This window comes from Stieleria marina, from assembly GCA_007741555.1.
GTDB lineage: Bacteria > Planctomycetota > Planctomycetia > Pirellulales > Pirellulaceae > K23-9.
Window position 1 is genome coordinate 5,806,069 of the sequence record CP036526.1, and the last position, 23,602, is coordinate 5,829,670.

The window sequence follows — 23,602 nt, forward strand, 5'->3', positions numbered from 1 at the left end:
AAGCGATGTTCTACCAATCGGGCAACTTAGTAGTGCCAGAACAGTTAGACAGTGCCAAAGCAGCTAGACAGCGCGCAAGCGGACAGCAGTGTCCAAGCTCCCGTCGCCGTTGAATTGGGCAGCGACTAGATGGCCAGCGTTTAGGTGGTCAGCGTCTAGATGTCGCACCGCTTGCCACGACCACGTAAACTTGGCGATTCCGATCGATTGCCGCTGAACTTGCGTGCCGCTGAACTTGCCCTCCCCAAAAGTCACGCCCCAAAAACTCTCGCCAGGAAATCACAAATGTTGCTGCGATTCCAAACTACACCGATCCGTTTCGTCGCGGCCGGTTTGGCCGCTCTTTGCTTGGCCGCTATCTCACCCATGCAAAGCATCGCCGTCGACGGTTCGGCTAGCCGCCCCAACGTCCTGATGATTTTGGTGGACGATTTGGGATACGGAGACTTGAGTTCCTACGGCGCAGAGGACCTTCGAACTCCCCACATCGATCAGCTCGTTGAGCGCGGGATACGGTTTGACAATTTCTACGCCAACTGCCCCGTCTGCTCTCCTTCGCGAGCTTCGCTGCTAACCGGTCGATTCCCAGAATTGGTGGGAGTGCCTGGCGTGATTCGCACGCACCGCGAAAACAACTGGGGTTACTTGGATCCCAACGCGGCAATGTTGCCGACTTCGCTGCGAAACGTGGGCTACACAACGTCACTCATCGGCAAGTGGCACCTGGGATTGGAATCACCCAACAAACCGAACGAGCGGGGGTTTGATCATTTTCATGGATACCTGGGCGACATGATGGACGACTACTACGTCCATGAACGGCACGGCAACAACTACATGCGGCTAAATGATCAGGAGATCAAGCCGACGGGGCACGCGACGGATTTGTTCACGCAGTGGGCGATCGACTTCATTGGCAAACGAGTCGGCCAACCCGATCCGTTCTTTCTGTACTTGGCCTACAACGCTCCGCACACGCCGATCCAACCACCTCCCGAATGGCTGGCAAAAGTCAAACAACGCGAACCCAACATCAGCGAAAAACGAGCCAAATTAGTAGCCTTGATCGAACACTTGGATGACGGAATCGGCCGAGTCCTTCAAACCGTGAATGACGGGGCGGACGCAGAAAAAACGCTGGTCATTTTCTCGTCAGACAACGGGGGCCAAATCAGCGTCGGTGCTAACAACGGCGCCACTCGCGATGGCAAACAGAGCATGTACGAAGGCGGCCTACGAGTGCCAACTTGTGCGGTCTGGCCAGGCAAGATCACCGCTGGCAGTCGCACCGATGCAAAGGGCATCACGATGGATTTGTTTCCGACCATTTGCGAAGCTGCGGGAGCTTCCTTTGCATCTCCCATCGATGGCGTTTCGCTGCTGCCTGTTATGCTAGGCGAGCAAGCAAACGTGGCTGAACGAGACCTGTATTTTCATCGACGCGAAGGCGGCAATCGTTACGGTGGGCTGACGATCAACGCAGTCAGACGCGGGGATTGGAAACTGATTCAAAACAGTCCGTTCAAACCGCTGGAGCTTTTCAATTTGGCAGACGACCCGCTCGAAACAACCGACCTGGCCAAGCGGGCTCCCAAGGTATTTAACGAATTGTCGTCGGCGCTTCGGGCTCAAGTGCAACGCGGCGGCGCGGTGCCATGGCAGCGACCGGCAATGCGCGACGCAAGGTAGCCGTGGTTGCTGATGCGATGACGCGATGGGTTTGACGACAAAGGACCTTCTTTGCCTTTGGGCTTCTTTACGACCAAGCAGGTGACTACGTTGGCCAAATGTTTCTGTCTTTCCGTCGCGAGCAATCCACATCGCCACTGTTTCCCCCACCGTTGCCGCGCGTCTGTATGATCGCAGCTTTGCGTTAGCGATCTGCAGTCAGACGTGTTTTGTCATCGCCAATACACTGATGGCACATTACGCCCGCTGGATTGAATTCCTGGGCGGTGACCTGCGACAAGTGGGTTTGGTGATGGGCTTTGGTGCTTCCCTTGGGCTGGTCCTGCGCCCCTGGATCGCCCAATGGATGAATCGGCTGGGCGCAAGAACGATGTGGGCAATCGGCTACGGGGTGTTTGCGGCCGCGGCACTGAGCAACTTGTTTTTGTATGAACTGACGCCCCTGATTTTTGTTTGCCGATCCGGAATCGTGCTGGGCGCCGCGATCGTGTTTACAAGCGGGCTGACTTATGTGTCACAGATCGCGCCGGATAACCGCCGTGCCGAAGCGATCGGCATCCTGGGTGTCGGCGGTTTTTTGGGCATGTTGGTAGGACCATTTTTGGGCGACCTTTTCCTAGGCTCCAGTGACCGACAGCACCGTGATTTTGTCTGGTTCTTTGCCATCGCTGCGATTGCCAACCTGATTCCCGCCGGCATCCTGGTGTTCATTCGGCCGCCGGTTCGGTCCAAGGCGGTCGTTTCGATTCGGCTTTCGGAATTTGCGGCAAACGTCCGGCAGCACTGGCCCGGCACCATCCTGCTGGTGGATCTGGCGTTTGGCGTGTGCATGTGCGGCCCCTTCATTTTTGTCGCCAGTTTCATCGATCGCCAGCCCCTGCAGATCAGTGGCTATTCGGTGATCGGCGTTTTCTTTTGGTTCTATGCGGGACCTGCGATCGCGATCCGGGTCTTTGGCCGCCAATTGCCTCAACGCTGGGGGACGGCAAAAGTCCTGATCGCCGGCGGAGGATTGATGTCGCTGGGAATGTTCGCGTTTGCGGTCGTCGGCAGCGAAAATCCCTGGTTGATTGTGCTGCCTGCGCTCTTGGCTGGCGCGGGACACAGCCTGATGTTCCATACAATGACGGCCCTGACGCTGGAGACGTTTCCGCTGGAAATTCGCGGCACGGGATCGACGTTGGCACTGATGATGCTGGATTTGGGCACCATCTGCGGAGCACCTTTACTGGGGCTAATTGGCGAACAATACGGCTTTGCCACGTTGTTTGCGACGATCGGGGCAACCTGCTTCACAGCGACCGCGGTGTATTGGCTGTCGCTGATCAGATCGACAAAAACCGGCGGTTCAGCGGCCTCGTAAGCGACTGGGAGCTGATCAGCGGTCGGTTTCCGGAGAGAAATCCCCATCTTTTGGCCGTTTTGGTGCCGATTGGGCGGTGCGGGAAGTCGAGGAGATGTCTACACTGTCGCTCCCAAACCAAAGAAATCGCTGGTGGCGTTGGCCCCCGATTTCGTATTTTGGCTCGCAGGCTTAGACTTCGTCGCTGGATGTTTCATCCCCACGAACGGGACTGCGGTCCTGAGCAACCCTAACTCATTTGAAGATTGAAGCGGAGAAGCAATGATACGAATGCAGGTTCGCGATCGCGAAACCATTCAAGAAGCCGTCCGTCGTTTCCGCAAATTGGTGGAACGAAGCGGTTTGAAGAAAGAAATGCGCCGTCGTCAGTACTACGAAAAGCCAAGCGAAATCAAACGTCGCAATCATATCCGCGCCGAGCGTCGTCTCGCCCGCGAACGTCGATTGGCTGCTGGCCGTCGCTAAGTTTCGTCTCTGCGAGATCGATTCGCAGAGCTTGGGCACAGTAAGGTGCCATCTCCCAATGGCCGACATGACAACTGTCATGTTGGCCTCGACCGTTGCGCTATCAGCAGTGCAGAAATAGCCCTGCCATCAACGGCTCACCTGAGAAAAGAAGCGATTCAGCTTTCAACACGCGCCTGATGAGCGCCAAATCGACGTAGCTTTGCGTCACGATGGACCCAATGGCTTGCGGCCGAACAATACCGGCTAGCGATTCGTTCAGATGCAATCTCAGGCTTCGCCGTTCTAGTGCGAGCGGCTTGTCGATTTAGCTCGTTTCGCGGCCGGGCGAAAAGCCGGACAAAGAGCCGAACGCGAAACAGCAACATCGATTGGCCGACGATTGCCCTGTGCCGACGATTGCCCTGTCCGGTGCCCAGCAACGGAGTCGTCCGGGAGCACAAAAGCGACTTACGTGCAAACTGAGCGACTTCGCAAACGGACGGCAGCGGCAACTCGCCCCCTTCCCCGCCGTGAATCACTTGCCCGCGATCGGCACAATCGTCAAAACCCAATCCAGCGACGGTGACGTACTCGCACACGTCGATGATCCGTCCCCCAAATTGCCGAGACCGGCTGTCGGCCAGCTATTGCGACCTAGCTTTAAGTGAAATTCCCAGAGTCCATTCCGCCGATTCACTTGAGCCACTGCTGCGATGATTGCCACCAACCAATCGGCTGATCTAACAGTCCGTGTCGTCACCGATGCCGCTGGCTTTGATGGCTTGAAGACCGAGTGGAACCGCTTGGCTCCCAGCATTCCCTTCCGGAGTTTTCGCTGGCATCGCGCATGGTGGAAACACTTTGGCGTCGATCGTGCGTTGTTGATCTTGGCTGTCTACGACCAAGAAACCTGCGTCGGCATCGCACCCTTATTCGTCCAGCGGATCTTGTCGGCCGGACGAGTCGCCCAGTTCATTGGATCCGGGGAAGTCGCATCGGACCAACAGTCCATCCTTTCGGCACCAAACCGCGAAACGGAAGTCGGAGCAGCCATCGCAAATTGGTTCACCAGCGACCAGAACGAACAAGCGGACCTACTGCAACTTGATGGGATCGCTCCCAACAGCAATGCCTTCGTCGCGTTCGCCAGCGCTGCACAGCAGATGAACTATTCGCTGATCGATCGGTCGACGCTTCATACCTGGCGAATCGATCTGCCAGGCAGCATGGACGAGTATATCTCTCAGCTCTCCAAATCCTGTCGCCGCAAAGTTCGCACAGCGGTGAAGCGATTTGAATCAGGGGAATTAAACGTGTCCATCGCGAGCGATCCGACCGAATTCGAATGCAATTGGATGCACTTTGTCACGCTTCATCAGCGACGACGCACCAGCCTGGGAGACCCCGGCTGCTTTGCCGATGGCGACTTTGCAGCATTCCTGCACAACATCGCCGCCGACTTTTTCCGATCCGGCCACTTGGACATGGTCTGCGTGTCCGACAACAGTGGGCCGATCGCCACCGAAATTTGCTTTCGCGACGACCACTGCAGTTACGCCTACCAGATCGGGATCGACCCCGATGCGCTGAAACAAAATCCCGGATGGCTTGTGAACACGGCTTCGATCCGCCACGCGATCGAACTGGGACTAAGTGAATTTGATTTTTGCCGCGGCGACTTTGATTACAAGCGGCAACTGGGAGCCGAAAAAACGGCTTGCCAACGGCTGCGACTGACGCCCAATCGCATGCGATCCCAAGTGCTCAACGCAGCAATCACGGGTGGCACTGCGATGCGAAATTGGTGCCAAAATACGTTTAACATTCCCGCAACACAATGATGAACGACAGCAGCCATCCGAATCCGACTGACGGATCACTTGACCCGACGTTCTTCAGCACCGGCACAGCCGTCGTACTGGGCGATACGGCTGGCGCGACTGATGCGCCGCACGATCCGTCTGCAATCGTCGCGACTCCATCGACGGCAACCGACGACAGTCTCGGTCGGACTGAAACACAAACGGTCATCCGACCGCAGCTACCGCCCAAACCGGCGACGGCACGGTACGACACACTGGATGTCGTTCGTGGCATGGCTTGCCTGATGCTGATGTTCTATCACGCGACGTTCTATGCCGAACGAAGCTGGTCCACGGGCGATCCATCGACCTGGACGCTGGGCGGACTGGGCATCAATTTGGTGGGACGATTGTGGATGGGCGTGCCCATGTTCTTTGTCGTCAGCGGCTACTGCATTGCAGCGAGCATCGATTCGCTACGCAGAAAACCACACTCACTGGTCAACTATTTCTACCGCCGAATTCGCCGCATCTACCCGCCGTTGTGGGGCGGGTTCGTGTTTGCAATCCTGTTCACTTTGGTTGTTGGCCTCAGTTCAACACTCTCAGAAAACTGCCTGCAGCTACCGCGTTTGGCAAGCTTTACCCTGACCGACTGGCTGGCTAACTTTTCAGCGACGACGTCCTGGTTTCCCAAAGTCGTTGGCGGCGAAAGCAACCATCTGCTGCTCAATACTTGGACGCTGTGCTACGAAGAACAGTTCTACGCGGTAGCTGGCATCTTGCTAGTGCTCGCGTCACGCCGATTCTTTCTAGCTTCGTACCTGATTGCAGGCGCGACGTTGATCACTCGTCACGTTTGTCGTTTTTACGGCGTGCCGATCAACGGGTTCTTTTTTGACGGACACTGGTTGCTGTTCGTCTGTGGGATCTTGGTCTATCAGCGAATCAACTACCTAACGGGAAAACCAGCTCGCGCTGCCATGATTGCGATGGCCGTCGGTGCGGTGTATGGACTGAGCGAACGAGTCTTTGCAATCGACGCCCACGACCGGCATGTCGGTGAATACATTTTGGTCGCATGTACGTTTGGCATTTTTCTTTCGTACATCAAACGCTGGGACAAGAAAGTCGCTCAGCACTGGACGCTGGCGCCGTTTCGCTGGTCCGGCAAGATTTCATACAGCCTTTACCTGACACACTTCCCCATCACTGTCTTTGTCGCCAGTTTCCTGGCCATGGGCGGAGTGACCAGCGATGCCGACGTGCTTCGCATCACGCTTCCTGCGTGCCTAATCTTGTCATTCCCGGTGGCCTACGTGTTTTACCTGCTGGTGGAACGCCGCTACCTGAACGCGCCGATCAAGAAGACTTCTTAGCATCAGCCCGAACGCAAATCGTTGACAGCGGCAAGGTGCTTCAACGCAGTTCGCGGCCAACTTTGCTGTGGGCGGTTTTGCGCCAAGGTATAAATGTTCTTAGCTGACGTCGTAGGCCATCGGAGAAATGGACCTACGATGGACTGATGACAAAGACCAAAAGGCATTCCGCTTGGCTTCACTGCAAACCGTATTCGCGATCTTAACATCGTCGCGTTGGATCATCGAAGTGATTGTGGCGGTCGCGGTGCTCCAGGGCGTGCTGGCGATCTGGCTGTCGCTAGGTAAAGGCAAGTGGTTCGTTCGCGCTGCCGTCGCTTGTGGTTTTGCCGGATCCCTGATCGCGATTCGCGCCTACCTGCCCGCAGTGATGTTCTGTATCTCCGGATTGCTGACCACCGCTGTACTTTGCTCAGTGCGACTACGAACGAAGAAAACGAGCGTCGGCACCCGTCCTGTTGCGATCAGCCCCGCTGGCCTCTGCGCAACCATCGGCCTGGGAATTCTGGTGGCCGTCTACTGCATCAATCGAATATCAAGCATTTTCTTTGCCACCGGCTGGCACGAACGAATCAGCGCGGGAATTCTAATCGCATCGTTCACCACCACTGCTACGCTGGCGATGACAAGTCGCTTCCTAGGTGGACCTGCGATTCTGTTGACCGACCAGGCGAATCCCGAGCGACGCTCGATTTACTCCTTGCGAGACCTGCTTGTCGGGGCGGCGTTTGGAGCCGTCGTGTTCACTATAATCACGTCGTGCCTTCGCCGATCCGAACCGGTCGATGCAACCGCCTTTGCGTTACTTGCAATCCTGTTGGCTGCCATCAATTGCCTTGCCTGCGGGTTAGTACTGTCCATCCAATGGCGTTGGCGTCTTTTATCAGCGATTGCACTAGCCGCACTGGGCACCGCGATCGTGCTTGGATCAACCAGTTTTCAACTGACTCCTGCAACCAAGTGGCTGACCTCTTTCCTCTGGCGAAGCTCCAAGACGACCGAGACGCTTTGGCTGATGCTGACCAGCGGAACCGTCAGCTTAGCGGCCTGCACGCTGATGCTGCGAACCGCCGGGCTTGTCGCTTGGCATCCTACAATTGCCAGGCACCCGACGGCAGAAACCGCCGTTGCCAAAACGGCCCTTACCAAACCAATTCGCGTTCGGCCTGTGGCGAAAATCGCTTGCATCGTGTCCGCGGTCGCGTTGCTCGCGACGTTGGCACCACTCTACCGAACCATGACCGGCGAATTGCCTCGCCCCAAATCCAGCCAACAAAATGCGGCGGACTACGAAAAGCTCTGCAAAGCGATGATCGCCGCAAGCACCTTGAACACTCAAAACCGCACCATCCAAACGCTGCGGACCAATGGGATGACCGAGAAAGCAAACTGGCTGGCGGAAAGCTATTCAGAAATCGACTTGCTAGTGCGACGAGGCGTCCGCATTCACCTCCCGCTCGACACCGAAATCGATCGCCGGCCATTTGCGATGAGACCGATGCAAGCTGAGCAGGCAGCAAGAAACCTGGCTCGATCATGGACGAATGAAATCAATTCGCTTACGACACCCACCGCCGCCAAGGCTAATCCAGCTGCCAGCACCGAAAAGACCGCCAACCAGGCAGTTGAACGGACACTCGGATTGATACGATTTGGAAGCCGAATGACATGCGGCGGTGCCATCCCCATGTCTTTAGTCGGCGTCGCTTGCGAAACACGAGGCCAGGAACTGCTGATCACGATGCTGCCCAAGCTGAGCAATCGCAAGCTGATGGATGTGATCGGCGCGCTCGTCGAAATCGATGCACAAAGAGACTCGCTGGAGTCGTTGATCCAAAACGATCGAGCCTGGATGGACCACACCGAAACATGGCATGCCCGCATTCAAGGGATCAACGAAATCTACGCAAAGAACGCGAATTCGATCCCCGGAAACGCGTGGTCGCCAGCCGAAGAGTCGCTTGCCGAAGCGATCGTCCGGCGCGACGCAGCCTGCCGACTGCTGACCCTGCACGCGGCGTTAACGATCTATCACGAAGACAAAAAGCACTACCCAGAAAGCCTCGACGCGGTCGTTCCCAAACACTTGAGCCGGATGCCAATTGATCCGTATTCGGGAAAACCATTTCTTTACCGAAAGCGCGGAAACGCCTTCGAGCTTTTTGCACAAAGACCTAGCCCGTGCGGAGTCGTATTACCGCGAGACGAGGCCACTTCGACGTATCTATGGAATGCCAGCGAAATCATCGAAGGCACCCGGCGGCTGCCCCAAAAGAGCAAGCCATAAAGCAAACTTGCGTCCGCCGAAAAATGCTGCACGCCGCTAGACCTTCCGCCCCCATACTCATCCCACGAGGACTTCGCGGAGCCACGGCTCACATCGAAACGGCGATCGCTTTGGTCGGATCGATGTATTCCAAATCAGACTCGACCAAGTCTGCTTTGGCTTCATCGACCGCCGGTCGCAGGGATGCGATGTACAATAAGCAGGCGACAGCCATCAACGTGCTGATGATGATCCACACCGGTCGGTACTCGGGTCCCGCTTCGGTCGAGTGCATCAACAACTGCGATCCTTCCCAGCCGCTATTCATGATGCGATCCATCGACACCGACATGGTGTTGTTGGTGAAGTGAATCAGGATACCGGGCAAGACGCTTCCGGTTCTCAACGCGACCCAGCCAAGCATCAAACCCATGAACGTGGCACAGATCGATTGCTGAACGATGCCGTGCGAAATCCCGAACATGATCGCGGTAACAACCACAGCGCGGAATCGACCGTTTTCGCGAACGAGTCCCCCGAAGATAAATCCGCGGAACGCAAGCTCTTCGCAGATCGCCGGAACCAAGGCCATTAGCAAGATGATCGAAACCCAAGGCGCGTCGGTGATTTGCTGTACAAACGGCTGCATCGCCAAAGCGGCTTCTTCGCTAATCGGATACGCGTAGCTGACTGATCTGGCCAACAGCGTGTAAGCCGGATGCAGTGTAAACCCGACCAATACCGATAGCGGCAACACGGTCCAGTGCGGCATGCGAATGCGAAGGCTTTTGCGGACCGACGTAGTCAACACCAACGCCATCATGATCGCGGGAAATAAGATCATTGCGAACTGCGGCAAGCTGACGAGCTTTGCGATGCCCACAAAATCCGTCGGCACATCGGTGACCGCAAGTTTGCCAAAGAACAGCGTGACCAAAATGATCGCGCCACACGCAAACGCTTGTGCGGGAGTCGCTGCGGTTTGTCGGTCACGCCACAGGTGACGCACCCACATACTGAGTTCCCATTGTTCGCCGCCGCCGAACAAAACGGATTCATCGTCAAACTGGCTGCGTGCCCATCGCGTTGCCATCCACAGGCAAAGCCCTGTGACAAACGCGACCATTGGGATGTACATGATTGCGGTGGCGTACTGGCCTTCGACAAGCGAACGAACTAACAAGAACATTCCGGTTACGGGAATCAAGCTAGTCCCGACGCTCAGAGTGGTTCCGGGCAGCATTGGCAACAGCACCAACGGCAACGTGACCATCATCAGCGGCATCAGATAGTACTGGCCTTCTTTGCTGCTGCGGGCCATCGCGGCGACAGCCAACGCCAGGGCACTGAACAGTGCCGACAATGGCACCAGAGCAACCAACAGCCACAACATCGGCGCCAGCGGTGGTGAACCCATCGCAGCGTTTGCGCCACCAAGCCCGATTTGGCCGAAGACGAATGTGCTGGTAACCAACATGCTGCCTGCGTTCAGAATCGCGGTAAGCATGCTAAAGGTGGTAACCGCTCCCAATTTGCCCCAAACGATTTCGCCACGCAGTGCGGGACTGCAAAGGAGAGTCTCGAGCGTCCCACGTTCTTTTTCGCCCGCAACCAAGTCAATCGCGGGATAAAACGCACCCGTCATCGCCCAGACCAGCATGATAAACGGCAGCAGTTTGCTCCAGAAAGCAGCTTCACGTGTTCGTTCGGGCGCGATATCAACGTCGTTTAATTTGAATGGATCCAGCATCGTCATGTCGACACCTGAAGTTGCCAATCGATCACGAATCCAGCTTCCTCGCCACGCGGACAAGACCGTCATCACGCGATCACGTGCGACCATCGATTGATCTGACGCAACGTTGTACAACAGTTGCACCGACGCCTTTTCGTCGACGCCACGCAGCGACGAGTCAGCGAATTCGGGTGGCACCATGATGACCAAATCAAAGCTGCCGTCGCGAACCCATGCCGAAGTTTCTTCGGCGACATCAGAATGGCTCGCGATATCACTCCACTTGTAATGAATGAGCTCCAGACGCTCGTTGTTGTCCGCCAGGCCTTCGGCAAACTTTTCGCCTTCCAACAACGGTGGTGCGTCGGTCAAAAATTCGGTGCCGACGACAACAATTGACGTGGGATGCTGACGTGTGAACTGGGCAATCTGCAGCAGCAACATTCCCACCAACGGGTACAGCAAGATGGGCAGAATCGCGATGGTAAACAATGTGCGGCGGTCGCGCAGCTGATCACGCATCTCTCGCGCGTAGATCAACCAGATGGCCGAAAGCCGAGGACGTCCGGCTGTGCGTGCTTTTTTACGTTTTTGTTGGGAGGTCAGATTCATGATCGCGCCTCCATGCTGGTTGCTGGGTTAGTGAAATCCACCGGAGCAAGCCCGTCGGGGTGCGACTGGAGTGCTTCGCAGTCGGCGTGTTCGTGCCGGCTAAGGAGCCCAAAGAAGAGTTCTTCGAAGTCATGTTCATCGTGACGATCACGTAACTCTGGCAGCGTTCCCGAGTCGAGAATTTTGCCACGATGCATGATCGCGATTCGGTCACAAAGCCGTTCGACTTCGCTCATGATGTGCGTCGAAAAGATCAAGCACTTTCCTGCGTCGCGAAGCGAGCGGATCACGGCCAACAAATTGCGAGCGACCAGGACGTCCAGACCAAGAGTGGCTTCGTCAAAAATCAATACTGGTGGATCGTGAACCATCGCCCGTGCGATGGAGACCTTCTGTTTCATGCCGGTCGACATTTTGGCACCGGGCACGTCACGAAAGTCGTTCATGCGAAGTTGAGTGAACAGCGTTTCGAGCCGTTCGTTTAGATGCGACGCCGACATGCCATGCAAACGACCGAAATACTCGACCATTTCCCAAGCCGTCATGCGGTCGTAGATCGCCGTGTTGTTGCTGACAAATCCGATGTGCCGGCGGACTTCGGCGGGATCGGTGACCACGTCGTAGCCGGCAACGTTGGCGATTCCAGAGGTGGGCGAAAGCACGGTGCTCAGGATTCGCAGCACGGTTGTCTTGCCAGCACCGTTGGGGCCAAGCAACCCGAAGATTTCGCCGCGGTTAACGCTAAAGGAGACTTCGTCGACGGCGACAAAGCGTCCGCGTTGCAAGTCATCGTACGTTTTCGTCAGATGTTGAACGTGGATCATGCATTCGAAGGAGATGAGGAGAAGACACACCTTGGCCTGACGCTCACTGGGTCGGTCGTCAGCAAAGGTGGGATTGTTTCATCTAGCGCGTTTGGCGCGATTGATCGACCAATACGTCCTCGCAATGAATGCACAGAGGGCGATCAAAACCACAGACGCGGCCGATCGACGCATCCTATGCGCATCAAGAAAAACTTCAAAGCAAAACAGGCTACTTCGGAAATAAGAACTGCGATTCGCGGCCCGCGGCCCCGTGCAATCGTTAGTCCTTGACCCTAAGCCGTACAACCGGACCGGTGACGGCGGCCAAAGCTTCGATGGCAACGGTGGCTCCTTGCGCCGATCCTTCGCTGGCTTCGTGAGTCATGATGACCAACGGGACCGAATCAGCCTTGGCAGCTCCGACCGTGTTTTCGTGTTGGATCACCGACGCAATCGAGATCGCGTGCTTTTCCAAAACGGCGGCAATCGCAGCCAAGGTGCCAGGATGATTGGCGACGTGCAGGCGGAAATAGTATCGCCCCATCAGCGTCAGCGCATCGAGCAACTTGACTCGTGGCGGTTGTTCGATGTTGAAATATTCCAACGTCTGAAACGTTAGTTTCGTACGTCCTACCGCCGTGTCGATGACGTCGGCGACCACGGCCGATGCCGTTGGCATTTGGCCAGCCCCCAGGCCGTGATAAAAAACAGGTCCCACTGCGTCGCCAACCACGCGAATGGCATTGAATGCATCGCGAACTTCGGCAAGCGGTGTACCGATCCGTACCAGCGTCGGCGCAACCGATAGCTCCAAACCGTCGTCGGCAAGATTGGCGACCGCAAGTAACTTGATGCGATAGCCAAGCTCCCGCGCGTATTGCAAATCAGCGGGGTCCAAATTATCGATGCCGATTTTGGGAATGTCCGACCAGTCGACGGTCGCACCAAAAGCCAAGTGAGCCAGGATCGCGAGCTTTTGCGCCGCGTCGGTGCCGTCGACATCCATCGTCGGATCGGCCTCGGCGTAACCCAACTCCTGAGCTTGTTTGACCACATCATCGTACGACGCGCCACGTTCGTCCATTTGAGTGACGATGAAGTTGCTGGTCCCGTTCAGAATGCCTTCAAGCGACTGCAACTGATTGGCCGACAGACATTGGCTGATGTTGGCGATGATCGGAATGCCGCCTGCGACGGCCGCTTCAAAAGCGATGCTACGCCCTAGTTCTCTGGCTCGGGTAAACAGCTCGGGGCCGTGTTCGGCAAGCAAGGCCTTGTTGGCGGTGACAATGTCTTTGCCGGATTCCATCAACTGCAGCATGATGGTTCGGGCAGGCTCCAATCCGCCAATCAATTGCGCGACGACCGAAATCTCCGGATCATGGATCACATCGCCAAGCGAATCGGTGACCACGCCGTCAGGCAAGTCGACTTCACGCGGTTTTGCCAAGTCTCGCACGACGGCTTTCTTCAGCCAAATCGTGCGTCCAGCGTGACGCGAGGTGCGATCCCCATGATCCAGAATCAGGCGAGCGACACCGGTGCCAACGGTTCCCATTCCAACGATAGCTACATTTGTCTTTTTCATGGGGACAAATGTTAGTCATCAATTCACGGCGCGGCGAGGCCATTGATATTCAGCCGGTTTTTACGACGTTTGGCGTTTGACCAACTGGAACTGCCAACCCGAGAAATGCCAGTTGCTGCCGTACGCAAGACACCAGCGACACTGCGAAATAACCGCGACATCGGGCCGCTTGATTCCTTCGATGACCAAGACGGCCTCGGATCGATCAGGGATCGGCTCTTGGGTGATTAGCCCGATTCCGTGACCAGAGACGTTCCGCGAAAACGCGAGGATCGTGCCCTGGACCGGTTTCCGCATCTGAAGCAACACACTGCGAACAAGATGCTCGCGGTGCATCGATCGGTTTTCGTGTCGATCATATTCGGCGTCTTCCGCAAGCATGTCGCGGACGATTTGACCAAGTTCGGGAGTGGCTGCTGGGACAGAAGAACGAAGCATGGTATTGGCTCTCGATTAACTACAACGCAAACAGTAGGATCCGCGCCAGCCTGAACCCATTCAGGCTACGCGGGTTTACCCCCAAGTATCGCGGGGATCGATGGTGAACAAAATTGTTCCGCCGAAACCGATTCGCTTCGTATCGCTCGAAACGAAATTGCGGACCCTTTCTCGGTGAACGTTCGTGACCTCATGCGACCTGCATCGCTCAGCCGTGCTGCTTCGGTGAACTCGGTTTAGCGGAAGCATCGGCTCCCTGTCTAAATAGAGGTATCAAGTTTGTCCCAGGTGCAAATCTCAATAACGGAACCGAGTCAGATTTTTGGTGATCGCATCACGCTGGTACCGCCTGCCAGGGTTGTTCGGCGGGAAAGCCCCGGATGATGCAGCGCCCCAATCCCAGCTGACATCAGTTGCCCCGGCCGCGATAAAGGAACCAACATGGCATGCCGATTTGCAAAATTCGTGCCCGGCGTCTTAGCAAACACGTCCTACGACGCGATCACCAATCCTGGCGCATTGGCCTCGATCAAGCCCACGCTTTTGGCTTGCGACGAAAGCTCCTGCAGTGCATTTTCGCCGACACTGCCCAGCTCCCGCGTCCAGTCGTTGACATAAAGGTCGACGTGTTGCATCAAAACATCATCGTCAAACTCCTGGGCGTATTTTCGCATCGTCGGCAGGGCACCGGACGGGTTCGCCAGAGAATACTCCAGCGATTCGCGGACGACCGCTTGAACATTGCAAATGGTTTCTGCGCTCAGTTGTCGCGATGCCACCAGTCCGCCCAGTGGCAGAGGACAGTCCGTCGTTTGCTCCCAACGCTGGCCCAAGTCTTCGACTAATCCCAGACCTTCATCCTGCCAAGTAAAGCGTCCTTCGTGAATGCAGACGCCAAAATCAGCTTGCCGTTTCTTTAGCTGCGGCATGATCTCGGAGAAAACCGTCTGCTCGACGCGAGTTGTGCCGGGATAAAACAGCGCAAACAACAATGCCGCGGTCGTGTGTTTTCCGGGGCACAGCGTCAACTGACTGTCATCCACAGGCTGGCTGCCAGGCTGTGCCGAAAGCAGCAACGGACCGACGCCAAAACCAAGAGCCGATCCGCTGGGCAACACCACGTAACGGTCGGCCAGCAGCAATGCGGCGTGGAAACTTGTTTTTGCCACGTCGAAACGATCCGCAAACAATCGGTCGTTCAGTTCTTGAATGTCCAGCAATTCGATCTGAAAATCCAAGCCGCGCGTGTCGATCAGCCCATTTAAAATGGCATGAAATGTAAACGTGTCGTTCGGGCACGTTGAGATGCCCAATCGGATTGCCTGACTCATGCTGTGTCTCCGATCACTTCGTCGTTTACCATGCGGGCGGCGGACTCCAAGGCGGGATCGATCTGCCAGCGACCGTGGTCGCGATCGCCAACTTCGTTGGAAATCCCGCGAACAATCCGCAGCGGCACGCCGGCAAGCTGGCAACTAACCGCCACCGCAAACCCTTCCATGTCTTCGGCAACTGCATCGGGAAATCGCCGCCGTCGCGAAGACGCTTCTTGCGTGTTGGCCGACGCGGCGCAAACGGTCAACAAGCTTGCACTGTTGGATTCGCGCGGCTCGCTGCCGCCCCGTTCATCATGATGCAACCCGATGCGGGCTCCTACCGAAATCGTTTCGTCATCGAACATCGACCATCCCATATCAACCACGCTGCGATACTCCGGACCAGTTCCAACTCCGATTCCGTCGCACTCAACGGTCCGAAACTGCATTGCGTTTCCTACCGGACACTCGCGAATGTCAAACGCCCCCGCAACGCCGACCAAGCAAACTTTACTGGGACGATGACGGGAGATCAGTTGGCTGGCGCGTGCCGCCGACGCGAGCGGTCCAAAACCGACGATTTCGATTTGCCAGCCACGTTGCGTTGCCGCATCTGACAGTAGCGGTTCAATGACACTGCGTTCGCGTTTCGTCGGGACTAATATCAGATTGGGCACAGCAATAATCTATTCGTTAACAACACTCGGAAACGCATCGTCGCCAACCGGCCATGCTTTCGGCGTGAACGGCCAAGACAACGTCGCGCAGATTTCCTGCCACACGTTCGCCACCGCATCGTTGTAAAGATAAGGAACGTAACCGAGCCGCAGATACGAACGCAACGCGGCCGTGCGAAAGTGCTCCGTGTACAACTCAATATGTCGATACCCGCCTTCGATCATCCTTGCCGTTGCAGCCGACGCCAACGCGGAACCAATTCCGCGACCGCGATGATTTGGCGCGCAGCCGACCCAGCCGAGAGTTCCCGAGTAAGGTAGTTTTTCGGAATAGTTGTGGAGACTCATTGCCGAGCCGACCAGTTCCTCCGAAGCGTCTTCGATCACGACGAACCAGCCCTCGGGCAGCAAACGGGATTTGCAATACGCCAATCTTTCGCTGTCCCAATCGTCCCAACCGCAGCCGTGCATCAATGCAACAAAGGCGGTTTCGTCATGCTCGGCACAAAGCCGCAACGAGTATTCACTCGGCAATGTCACCGTCGGCGGATCAGCCAGGCGATCGACTGGCCAAGTCATTTTCAATTGCGGTTTGGTCATGGCGATCAAAAACCGCGTTGCAAGCCAGGGGTGATGTCCAAGTCCAGCGAAGCGTACTGGCCGCGTTTGATTTTTTCCCAAGCGATCGCGCCCATGATGGCGTTGTCCGTACACAAATCCATCGGAGCGATGATGATGTCAAAGCCACTGGATCTGGCGGAATCAGCCAACTGCTCTCGCAAATAGCCATTCGCCGCCACGCCGCCGCCGACGATCAACCGATTGCAATCGAATTGCTTGATGGCTTTGGCACTTTTGCCGACAAGCACATCGACGACCGCAGCCTCAAACGACGCACACACATCCGCTTTGGCTTGGTCAGAAAGTTTCAATTTGGAAAAATCCTGCTGCCCGGGCCCTACGATCGAGTACCGCACGGCAGTCTTCAAACCACTGAAACTGAAATTGAATTTGCCGTCATGCATCATGGATCGTGGGTAATCGTGCGCGGTGCGATCTCCTTGCGCCGCTAACTTCGACACCGCCGGCCCGCCGGGAAATCCCAAGCTGAGCATCGCCGCGACCTTATCAAACGCTTCGCCCGCCGCATCATCGATCGTGCCGCCCAGGTACTCCAGATCCAACGGACTTGTGCAGTGATAAAGAGAAGTGTGCCCGCCGCTGACGACCATTCCGATGCAGGGATAGACCGGAACATCCGAAGCCAACTGGCACGCATAAAGATGGGCGTGCAAATGATTGACGGCCACCAGCGGTTTTTCCCAAGCCAGGGCAAGCGTCTTGGCAGCGACCACCCCCACCAGAAGGGATCCGGCCAGGCCAGGACGGTCGGCGACAGCGATCGCATGCAGGTCGTGCGGGTCGACGCCAGATTTTTTTAATGCCGTATCGATCACCGGTAAAATCCGCTCCAGGTGAGCGCGAGCGGCGACTTCGGGGACAACCCCGCGAAACTTTTCGTGCAGCTCTTCTTGAGTCGCGATGCAGTCTCCCAGCACCACCCCGTCCTCGTCGATGATCGCCGCCGCGGTTTCGTCACACGTCGATTCGATTGTTAAAATGGGCGACATTGAGAGCTAGGAGCTGAGGAAAAGCAGGGGCATCCGCTGAATCGGGACCGGCCCAGTTCTGAAATCAGCCCGCATGGAGGAAGGTTACTGGGTCAAACTACTGGCCCAACTATTAAGCCAACGATCGAATACACAAACGATAGGGCCAACTCAAAACGCTGATTGCAGCGCCTCTTTGCGACCACGCCGTTGCCTTGAAAACAGGTCTTCAAGCGGTTGCCGGGCTGGCTCCAGGGTAACCGGGCAGCAAAATACACGGAAGCTATTGACACCGATGGCGTTACCGCGATACTTGCCGCTTTCCAAAACCAATCAAATAGCGGTAATTTCCGGCGGAATCCCTAGCGAAATCCATTTTAATGCCAACGATTAACCAACTCGTCCGCAAACGACGCAAGCTCAAGAAGAGCCAAAGTAAGTCTCCTGTTCTCGAAAAATGCCCACAAAAACAGGGTGTTTGTTTGCAGGTGCGTACGATGACGCCCAAGAAACCGAACTCGGCGTTGCGTAAAATTTCGCGTGTTCGATTGAGTAATGGCAAAGAAGTCACCGTTTATATCCCAGGTGAAGGCCACAACTTGCAGGAACACTCGATTGTGTTGGTCCGCGGTGGTCGAGTCCGTGACTTGCCGGGTGTTCGCTACCAAGTGGTCCGCGGTTCGCGTGACGCATTGGGTGTCGAAGGACGTAAGCAATCGCGTAGTCGTTACGGTGCCAAGAAGTAATCGCTGTTGCGGTTGCTAGTTCATCAAAAACAAACTTTAGAAATAGTTTAGAAGCGAAACATGGGACGTATTACTTCCAGCCGAACTCAACTGAAACCCGACCCGCGACACAATTCGTTGCTGGCCGGTAAGTTCGTCAATTGCCTGATGCTCGACGGTAAGAAAACCGTTGCACTGAAGGTTTTCTACGACGCATTGGAAGAAATTGGCAAGCGTGGCGAAACTGGCGAAGACGAGCCGATCACCGTTTTTGAAACTGCGGTCGAGAACATCAAGCCGTACATCGAAGTTCGCTCCAAGCGAGTCGGTGGTGCCAGCTACCAAGTTCCAATGCAAGTGAACAAAGCACGTCAGCAAAGCCTTGCACTTCGCTGGTTGCTGGAAGCTGTTCGCGACAAGAAGGGCCGCCCAATGCACTTGAAATTGGCCGACGAACTGTTGGCTGCTTACAAGAAAGAAGGCGTTGCCTACACCAAGCGTGAGAACACTCACCGTATGGCTGATGCCAACAAGGCGTTCGCTCACTTCGCTTGGTAGTTTCCGCGAACGCAAACGATCATTCAAATACCGCGTCCGGTCGCTGACCGTGTCGCGGTTTTTCATGCGCTGCGATAGGATGTCTGCAACCAACCATTGGCACTTCTGCGTGCGGAAGGACCGAACAAAACAGCGACCGGAGAGGACCTGCCCCAGCAAGCCCTCCTCTGCCGAAGTTGCTCAACTCCTTCTTTGAATTCAGCTCGACTTTCCCCAAACGGGAAAGCCAATCACGACCAGACCTTTCCCAACGATCCACCATGGCTTCCGACATATCCAAGCTCCGCAACATCGGCATCATTGCACACATCGATGCGGGCAAGACGACCGTTACCGAACGCATGCTGTATCTGAGCGGAGCCAAACACCGCGTCGGCAGGGTCGACCATGGCACGACGGACACGGACGATGATCCCGAAGAACAAGAACGCGGCATCACGATCTTCAGCGCCTGCGTAAAATTCAACTGGGGCGATTTCAACATCAACTTGCTGGACACCCCCGGACACGTTGACTTTACCGCCGAAGTCGAACGTTGCCTGCGAGTGCTTGATGGAGCAGTGACGGTCTTTTCGGCTCGCGAAGGCGTCGAAGCGCAAAGCGAAACCGTTTGGCGGCAAGCCGATCGCTACAACGTACCGCGAATTGTTTTCATCAACAAAATGGATCGCGAAGGCGCCAACTTTGAAGCCGTCTTCAACGACATCGCACCACGCTTGGGTGGAAAACCTGTCGCCGTCGAACTCCCCGTCGGCGAAGGCCCGGCGCACGTCGACAATCCGTTTCGCGGCGTGATCGATTTGGTCGAAATGAAGTTCCTGCAGTTTGATCCCGAAACCGACGGTAAAGAGATCAAGGAAACGGACCTGCCCGAAGAATTGCTCGACGAAGCTCAGCTCTGGCGAGAGCAAATGCTGGAGGCGGTTTACGAACTGAGCGAAGAAGCCATGACGTTGGCGATGGACGAAAAAGAAGTCCCCAATGAAATGATCATTGCGGCACTGCGTGACGGCTGCTTGACGCAGAAAATCCAGCCCGTTCTGTGTGGATCGGCACTGCACGGCATCGGAGTTCAACCGCTCATGACGGCCGTGGGCAACTACCTTCCCAGCCCCTTGGATCGTCCGCCGGTTGAAGGTTTCGATCCCAAGAAACCCGACAAGACGCGTTCGCGAAAACCAGACCCCAAGGAACCGTTCTGCGGCCTGGTGTTCAAAATCTTGCCTGCCAAGACAGGCGACAACTACTGGATCCGAATCTACAGCGGCCAAATCAAACAGAACTCGCGAGTCCAATGCCCCAACCGCGAAAAGAAAGAAAACATTGCTCAGCTTTGGCAAATCCACGCGAGCAAGAAGGACCGTGACGGTCAAATCGAAACCCTAGCCGCAGGAGACATTTGCTGCGTGATCGGACCACGATTCGCCATCACGGGCGACACAATCTGTGACACCAAAGATGCCATCGAACTGCCTAGCATCAAGTTCGCCGAGACCGTGATTTCGATGGCGATCGAACCCGAGAATACGGGCGACCGAAAGAAACTGGAAGAAACGCTCGAGATGCTGCGGCGACAGGACCCAACTTTTCGCGCGGTCGAAAACGAAGAGATCGGCCAGACCATCATCAGCGGAATGGGCGAACTGCACTTGGAAGTCATCCAGCACCGACTGACACGCGACTTTGGACTGAACGTCAAGTTCTACAAACCTCGCGTGAACTACCGCGAAACAATCGGTGGCAGCGCGGACGTCGTTGGCCAGTGCAACCGTCAGCAAGGCGCCACGCAAATGTTTGCGAGACTAAGCGTCAAAGTCAGCCCGCTGGAGGATTCGTCGGCACCTGTATTGGTCTTCGATCGCATTCCACCCGAAACGGTAATCACCAACGCACTGCGAACCGCAGCAATCGAAGAACTTCGCGAACGCGCCGAAGGCGGCGGCATGATCGCCGGTTTCCCCCTGTCGGGCGTCAAACTGGAAGTCTATGACGCGGAGATGCACGAAGAAGGCAGCGACGAAATCGCTTTCCGCATCGCAGCAGGCGACGCTTTTGACCGAGCGCTGACGGAGGCCGGACCGGTCTTGCTGGAACCAGTGATGAAAGTCGAAGTCACAACGCCCGAGGACTTCATGGGCGAAATCGTCAGCGACCTGCACCAACGCCGCGCAACGGTCGCCGGAAACGAATCACGCGGTGCCATGACCGTTATCACGGCTCACGCACCGCTGAAAGAAATGTTCGGCTACGAAAGCGCAGTACGAAGCCTAAGCCAAGGTCGCGCGGGCAGCAGCATGGAGCCCCTGAACTACCAACCTGCCCCCAAAGAAGACGCTGACAGTTTTCAGTTCTAACGAGCTCACTTGCCGGCCCCGGCGGAACAACAACTATGCCTGCACCCGAAACCATCGCCTTTCGCGACGACACGCTTGTCTTGATCGACCAAACCAAACTGCCTGAGCAGCTGTTAACGTTGGACTGCAAAACGGTTGAGCAAACCCACGACGCAATCAAACGACTGGTCGTTCGTGGAGCTCCAGCGATTGGGATCGCCGCCGCCTACGGAGTCTGCTTGGCCAAAGGCGCTGATGGAAAGCCGAACCGCGAAGCTTATCTTCACGCCGTCGAATGCTTGGCCACCAGTCGCCCAACAGCAGTCAATCTATTCTGGGCTCTTGATCGCATGCGGCGGATCGCTGAATCCGGCGAGGATAACTTGCCGCAAAAACTGCTTGCCGAAGCGATCGCGATTCACGACGAAGATCGCGAAATGTGCCACAGCATCGGCCGCAACGGCGCTCCGCTATTAGCGGGTAAGCAAGGCGTGCTGACGCATTGCAACGCTGGCGGACTAGCAACGTCGACATGGGGAACGGCGCTCGCGCCCATCTACCATCTGCACCAACAAGGCGAATCGCTTGAAGTCTACGCCGACGAAACGCGGCCACTGCTGCAAGGCGGGCGATTGACGGCATGGGAACTTTCCCAGGCTGGCGTTTCCGTCACGGTGCTGACCGATTCCATGGCCGGCAGCTTGCTGCGAACTGGCAAAGTCGGTGCTGTCATCGTCGGCGCCGACCGCATTGCCGCCAACGGAGACGCTGCAAACAAAATTGGCACCTACCCGCTGGCGGTCTTGGCACGCTATCACGATGTGCCTTTCTACGTGGCGGCTCCCTCCAGCACGTTCGACTTGGAACTGGCAAACGGCGACTTGATTCCCATCGAGGAACGCGAACGGGACGAAGTAGCTTGCCCGCACGGAGTAAAGATCGTTCCGGATGAAGCCAAGGTGATGAACCCAGCGTTCGACGTCACCCCCGCCGATCTCATCAGCACGATCATCACCGAGCGAGGCGTCGTGATGAAGCCCGATCGCGAAAAGCTAGCCGAACACCTCGGCGCCAAACGCTAGAATACAGTCGCCAGAACACGATCACTCAAAACACCAACTTGCAGTACACGCGTCTGAGCGCGAATCAAAACCAAAGGGATGTATCGATGGCGGAATTGAAGATCGCAGTTCGATTGGATGCGATTCGCATGCCGATCAAATGCGCGCTCGAGCAGGCCGCAAGGCTGGGCGCGTCGGCGGTCGAACTGGATGCCAGAAACGGTGTTCGGCCAACCGATCTGTCCGATACGGGACTACGGCAATTTCGCAAAATGCTCAGCGACTTAAACTTGCGAGTCGCGTCACTTCGTTTTCAAACTCGTCGAGGATATGACGTCGAACAGGACTTGGAGCAACGCGTCGACGCGACCAAATCGGCGATGCGATTTGCATACGATTTGGGATGCCCTGTCGTCGTCAACCAAATTGGATCAATCCCGGATTCAGACGAAGATCCCAGGTGGGCACCATTCCAAGCGGTCATTCAAGATATCGGGCGTTACGGCGCCAAAATCGGAGCATTTTTTGCTGCCGAAACGGGCACCGAACCCGGCGAAAAACTCGCCAGCTTCTTAGGCGACGAAGACGATGCGTTCATCGCCGTCGCTCTCAACCCAGGTCAGTTGATCGTCAATCGGCACAGCGTGCCGGACACGGTCTCGGCACTGAAACGACGGATTCAAATCGTCAATGCGGTCGACGGCGTACTGGACTTGGCAGCCGGTCGCGGCATCAATGTTCCGCTGGGACAAGGGACGGCGGATTTTCCGCAATTGCTGGGACTACTGGAGGACATTCAGTACCGAGGTCACTTCGTGGTCGGCCGGGCCGATTCCAGCTTGGAAGAACTGCAACTGGGCGTCGAATACCTTCGGAACATGTAGCCAATTTCGCTGCACAAACGCCGCTAGACCCCGAACGAGTCCTACCGAAACAAGCTGCAAGGCGACCGAACGCACCAACATGCAGCCCCTCCAGGACCGCACCGACGCCATTGCATCGCAACCAGCTGACGCCACAATGCCCCATCAGCCACCATTAAAGCCACCTGCGGTTACCTAGTACCCCGCCATTTATTTCGCGGCTATTCGGCGAGGTGTTGAATCCGCCAAAAACGTGTGTGGGTTGCACCTGCGTCTCATTGACCTGACGGCCTGGCGCAAATACATTCAGCCCCGAAAAGACGTGCTTTTTGCA

Annotated in this window: 19 protein-coding genes; 11 read left to right on the plus strand and 8 right to left on the minus strand. The window is 56.2% G+C overall.

From position 1 onward, the window contains the following. The first annotated feature begins 285 nt into the window (after positions 1-285). The 6 genes from K239x_RS20600 (at position 286) to K239x_RS20625 (ending at position 8,967) form a co-directional block, all read left to right on the plus strand. Positions 286-1,689, plus strand: coding sequence for a sulfatase-like hydrolase/transferase (locus tag K239x_RS20600; RefSeq protein ID WP_145420191.1), 1,404 nt, complete (start codon positions 286-288; stop codon positions 1,687-1,689). 229 nt (positions 1,690-1,918) lie between these two features. Next, a complete protein-coding gene (locus tag K239x_RS20605; RefSeq protein ID WP_145420193.1) occupies positions 1,919-3,052 on the plus strand; it encodes an MFS transporter in 1,134 nt (377 codons plus the stop codon). A gap of 261 nt (positions 3,053-3,313) precedes the next feature. Beyond that, entirely contained in the window at positions 3,314-3,517 is a 204-nt protein-coding gene (rpsU, locus tag K239x_RS20610) for a 30S ribosomal protein S21 (RefSeq protein ID WP_145420195.1), read from the plus strand. 695 nt (positions 3,518-4,212) lie between these two features. Then, positions 4,213-5,340 carry a GNAT family N-acetyltransferase gene (locus K239x_RS20615; protein ID WP_145420197.1) on the plus strand — a complete coding sequence of 376 codons (1,128 nt, stop codon included), beginning with the start codon at positions 4,213-4,215 and terminating at the stop codon, positions 5,338-5,340. Continuing rightward, positions 5,337-6,680 (plus strand): acyltransferase family protein, encoded by a 1,344-nt coding sequence (locus K239x_RS20620; protein WP_145420199.1) that lies wholly within the window; start codon positions 5,337-5,339, stop codon positions 6,678-6,680. Before K239x_RS20615 ends, K239x_RS20620 begins: the two co-directional genes overlap by 4 nt. Positions 6,681-6,807: 127 nt before the next feature. Then, positions 6,808-8,967, plus strand: coding sequence for a hypothetical protein (locus K239x_RS20625; RefSeq protein ID WP_145420201.1), 2,160 nt, complete (start codon positions 6,808-6,810; stop codon positions 8,965-8,967). An 88-nt stretch (positions 8,968-9,055) separates the two neighbouring features. Here K239x_RS20625 and K239x_RS20630 read toward each other — a convergent pair whose 3' ends face one another. The 8 genes from K239x_RS20630 to tsaD all read right to left on the minus strand — a co-directional run bounded on the left by K239x_RS20630 (position 9,056) and on the right by tsaD (position 17,749). After that, positions 9,056-11,293, minus strand: a complete 2,238-nt coding sequence (locus K239x_RS20630) for an ABC transporter permease subunit/CPBP intramembrane protease (RefSeq protein WP_145420202.1) — start codon at positions 11,291-11,293, stop codon at positions 9,056-9,058. Then, the gene (locus K239x_RS20635) at positions 11,290-12,117 is read right to left on the minus strand and encodes an ATP-binding cassette domain-containing protein (protein WP_145420204.1); all 828 of its coding nucleotides are present in this window, start codon (positions 12,115-12,117) and stop codon (positions 11,290-11,292) included. The genes K239x_RS20630 and K239x_RS20635 overlap by 4 nt, the downstream gene beginning before the upstream one ends. A 262-nt stretch (positions 12,118-12,379) precedes the next feature. After that, on the minus strand, positions 12,380-13,687 hold the full coding sequence (locus K239x_RS20640) for a homoserine dehydrogenase (RefSeq protein ID WP_145420206.1): 1,308 nt from the start codon (positions 13,685-13,687) through the stop codon (positions 12,380-12,382). A gap of 60 nt (positions 13,688-13,747) precedes the next feature. Then, positions 13,748-14,125 carry a hypothetical protein gene (locus K239x_RS20645; RefSeq protein WP_145420208.1) on the minus strand — a complete coding sequence of 126 codons (378 nt, stop codon included), beginning with the start codon at positions 14,123-14,125 and terminating at the stop codon, positions 13,748-13,750. Positions 14,126-14,616: 491 nt separating this feature from the next. Then, positions 14,617-15,456: a menaquinone biosynthesis family protein gene (locus K239x_RS20650; RefSeq protein WP_145420210.1), complete on the minus strand. Its 840-nt coding sequence runs from the start codon at positions 15,454-15,456 to the stop codon at positions 14,617-14,619. After that, positions 15,453-16,118, minus strand: a complete 666-nt coding sequence (mqnB, locus tag K239x_RS20655) for a futalosine hydrolase (protein ID WP_419189217.1) — start codon at positions 16,116-16,118, stop codon at positions 15,453-15,455. The genes K239x_RS20650 and mqnB overlap by 4 nt, the downstream gene beginning before the upstream one ends. 9 nt (positions 16,119-16,127) lie before the next feature. Next, positions 16,128-16,718, minus strand: a complete 591-nt coding sequence (locus K239x_RS20660; protein ID WP_145420215.1) for a GNAT family N-acetyltransferase — start codon at positions 16,716-16,718, stop codon at positions 16,128-16,130. A 5-nt stretch (positions 16,719-16,723) separates the two neighbouring features. Next, positions 16,724-17,749 (minus strand): tRNA (adenosine(37)-N6)-threonylcarbamoyltransferase complex transferase subunit TsaD, encoded by a 1,026-nt coding sequence (tsaD, locus tag K239x_RS20665; RefSeq protein ID WP_145420216.1) that lies wholly within the window; start codon positions 17,747-17,749, stop codon positions 16,724-16,726. A 359-nt stretch (positions 17,750-18,108) separates the two neighbouring features. Here tsaD and rpsL point away from each other — a divergent pair, with 359 nt between their 5' ends. The 5 genes from rpsL to K239x_RS20690 all read left to right on the plus strand — a co-directional run bounded on the left by rpsL (position 18,109) and on the right by K239x_RS20690 (position 23,289). After that, positions 18,109-18,474 (plus strand): 30S ribosomal protein S12, encoded by a 366-nt coding sequence (rpsL, locus tag K239x_RS20670; RefSeq protein ID WP_145420219.1) that lies wholly within the window; start codon positions 18,109-18,111, stop codon positions 18,472-18,474. A 60-nt stretch (positions 18,475-18,534) separates the two neighbouring features. After that, positions 18,535-19,011, plus strand: a complete 477-nt coding sequence (gene rpsG / locus K239x_RS20675) for a 30S ribosomal protein S7 (RefSeq protein ID WP_145420221.1) — start codon at positions 18,535-18,537, stop codon at positions 19,009-19,011. Between the two features lie 260 nt (positions 19,012-19,271). Continuing rightward, positions 19,272-21,365, plus strand: a complete 2,094-nt coding sequence (fusA, locus tag K239x_RS20680; protein ID WP_145420223.1) for an elongation factor G — start codon at positions 19,272-19,274, stop codon at positions 21,363-21,365. 35 nt (positions 21,366-21,400) lie between these two features. Next, positions 21,401-22,426, plus strand: a complete 1,026-nt coding sequence (mtnA, locus tag K239x_RS20685; protein ID WP_145420225.1) for an S-methyl-5-thioribose-1-phosphate isomerase — start codon at positions 21,401-21,403, stop codon at positions 22,424-22,426. An 86-nt stretch (positions 22,427-22,512) separates the two neighbouring features. Next, a complete protein-coding gene (locus K239x_RS20690) occupies positions 22,513-23,289 on the plus strand; it encodes a sugar phosphate isomerase/epimerase family protein (protein WP_145420227.1) in 777 nt (258 codons plus the stop codon). Positions 23,290-23,602: the final 313 nt, after the last annotated feature.

What these genes read in the sequence shown, in the direction of transcription:
- K239x_RS20650 (WP_145420210.1), bottom strand. Translation starts at nt 15,456, where the DNA reads ATGAGTCAGGCAATCCGATTGGGCATCTCAACGTGCCCGAACGACACG.
- rpsL (WP_145420219.1), top strand. Translation starts at nt 18,109, where the DNA reads ATGCCAACGATTAACCAACTCGTCCGCAAACGACGCAAGCTCAAGAAG.
- K239x_RS20620 (WP_145420199.1), top strand. Translation starts at nt 5,337, where the DNA reads ATGATGAACGACAGCAGCCATCCGAATCCGACTGACGGATCACTTGAC.
- K239x_RS20645 (WP_145420208.1), bottom strand. Translation starts at nt 14,125, where the DNA reads ATGCTTCGTTCTTCTGTCCCAGCAGCCACTCCCGAACTTGGTCAAATC.
- K239x_RS20640 (WP_145420206.1), bottom strand. Translation starts at nt 13,687, where the DNA reads ATGAAAAAGACAAATGTAGCTATCGTTGGAATGGGAACCGTTGGCACC.
- K239x_RS20690 (WP_145420227.1), top strand. Translation starts at nt 22,513, where the DNA reads ATGGCGGAATTGAAGATCGCAGTTCGATTGGATGCGATTCGCATGCCG.
- tsaD (WP_145420216.1), bottom strand. Translation starts at nt 17,749, where the DNA reads ATGTCGCCCATTTTAACAATCGAATCGACGTGTGACGAAACCGCGGCG.
- rpsU (WP_145420195.1), top strand. Translation starts at nt 3,314, where the DNA reads ATGATACGAATGCAGGTTCGCGATCGCGAAACCATTCAAGAAGCCGTC.
- K239x_RS20615 (WP_145420197.1), top strand. Translation starts at nt 4,213, where the DNA reads ATGATTGCCACCAACCAATCGGCTGATCTAACAGTCCGTGTCGTCACC.
- K239x_RS20605 (WP_145420193.1), top strand. Translation starts at nt 1,919, where the DNA reads ATGGCACATTACGCCCGCTGGATTGAATTCCTGGGCGGTGACCTGCGA.
- rpsG (WP_145420221.1), top strand. Translation starts at nt 18,535, where the DNA reads ATGGGACGTATTACTTCCAGCCGAACTCAACTGAAACCCGACCCGCGA.
- K239x_RS20625 (WP_145420201.1), top strand. Translation starts at nt 6,808, where the DNA reads ATGGACCTACGATGGACTGATGACAAAGACCAAAAGGCATTCCGCTTG.
- K239x_RS20635 (WP_145420204.1), bottom strand. Translation starts at nt 12,117, where the DNA reads ATGATCCACGTTCAACATCTGACGAAAACGTACGATGACTTGCAACGC.
- K239x_RS20660 (WP_145420215.1), bottom strand. Translation starts at nt 16,718, where the DNA reads ATGACCAAACCGCAATTGAAAATGACTTGGCCAGTCGATCGCCTGGCT.
- K239x_RS20600 (WP_145420191.1), top strand. Translation starts at nt 286, where the DNA reads ATGTTGCTGCGATTCCAAACTACACCGATCCGTTTCGTCGCGGCCGGT.
- mtnA (WP_145420225.1), top strand. Translation starts at nt 21,401, where the DNA reads ATGCCTGCACCCGAAACCATCGCCTTTCGCGACGACACGCTTGTCTTG.
- K239x_RS20630 (WP_145420202.1), bottom strand. Translation starts at nt 11,293, where the DNA reads ATGAATCTGACCTCCCAACAAAAACGTAAAAAAGCACGCACAGCCGGA.
- fusA (WP_145420223.1), top strand. Translation starts at nt 19,272, where the DNA reads ATGGCTTCCGACATATCCAAGCTCCGCAACATCGGCATCATTGCACAC.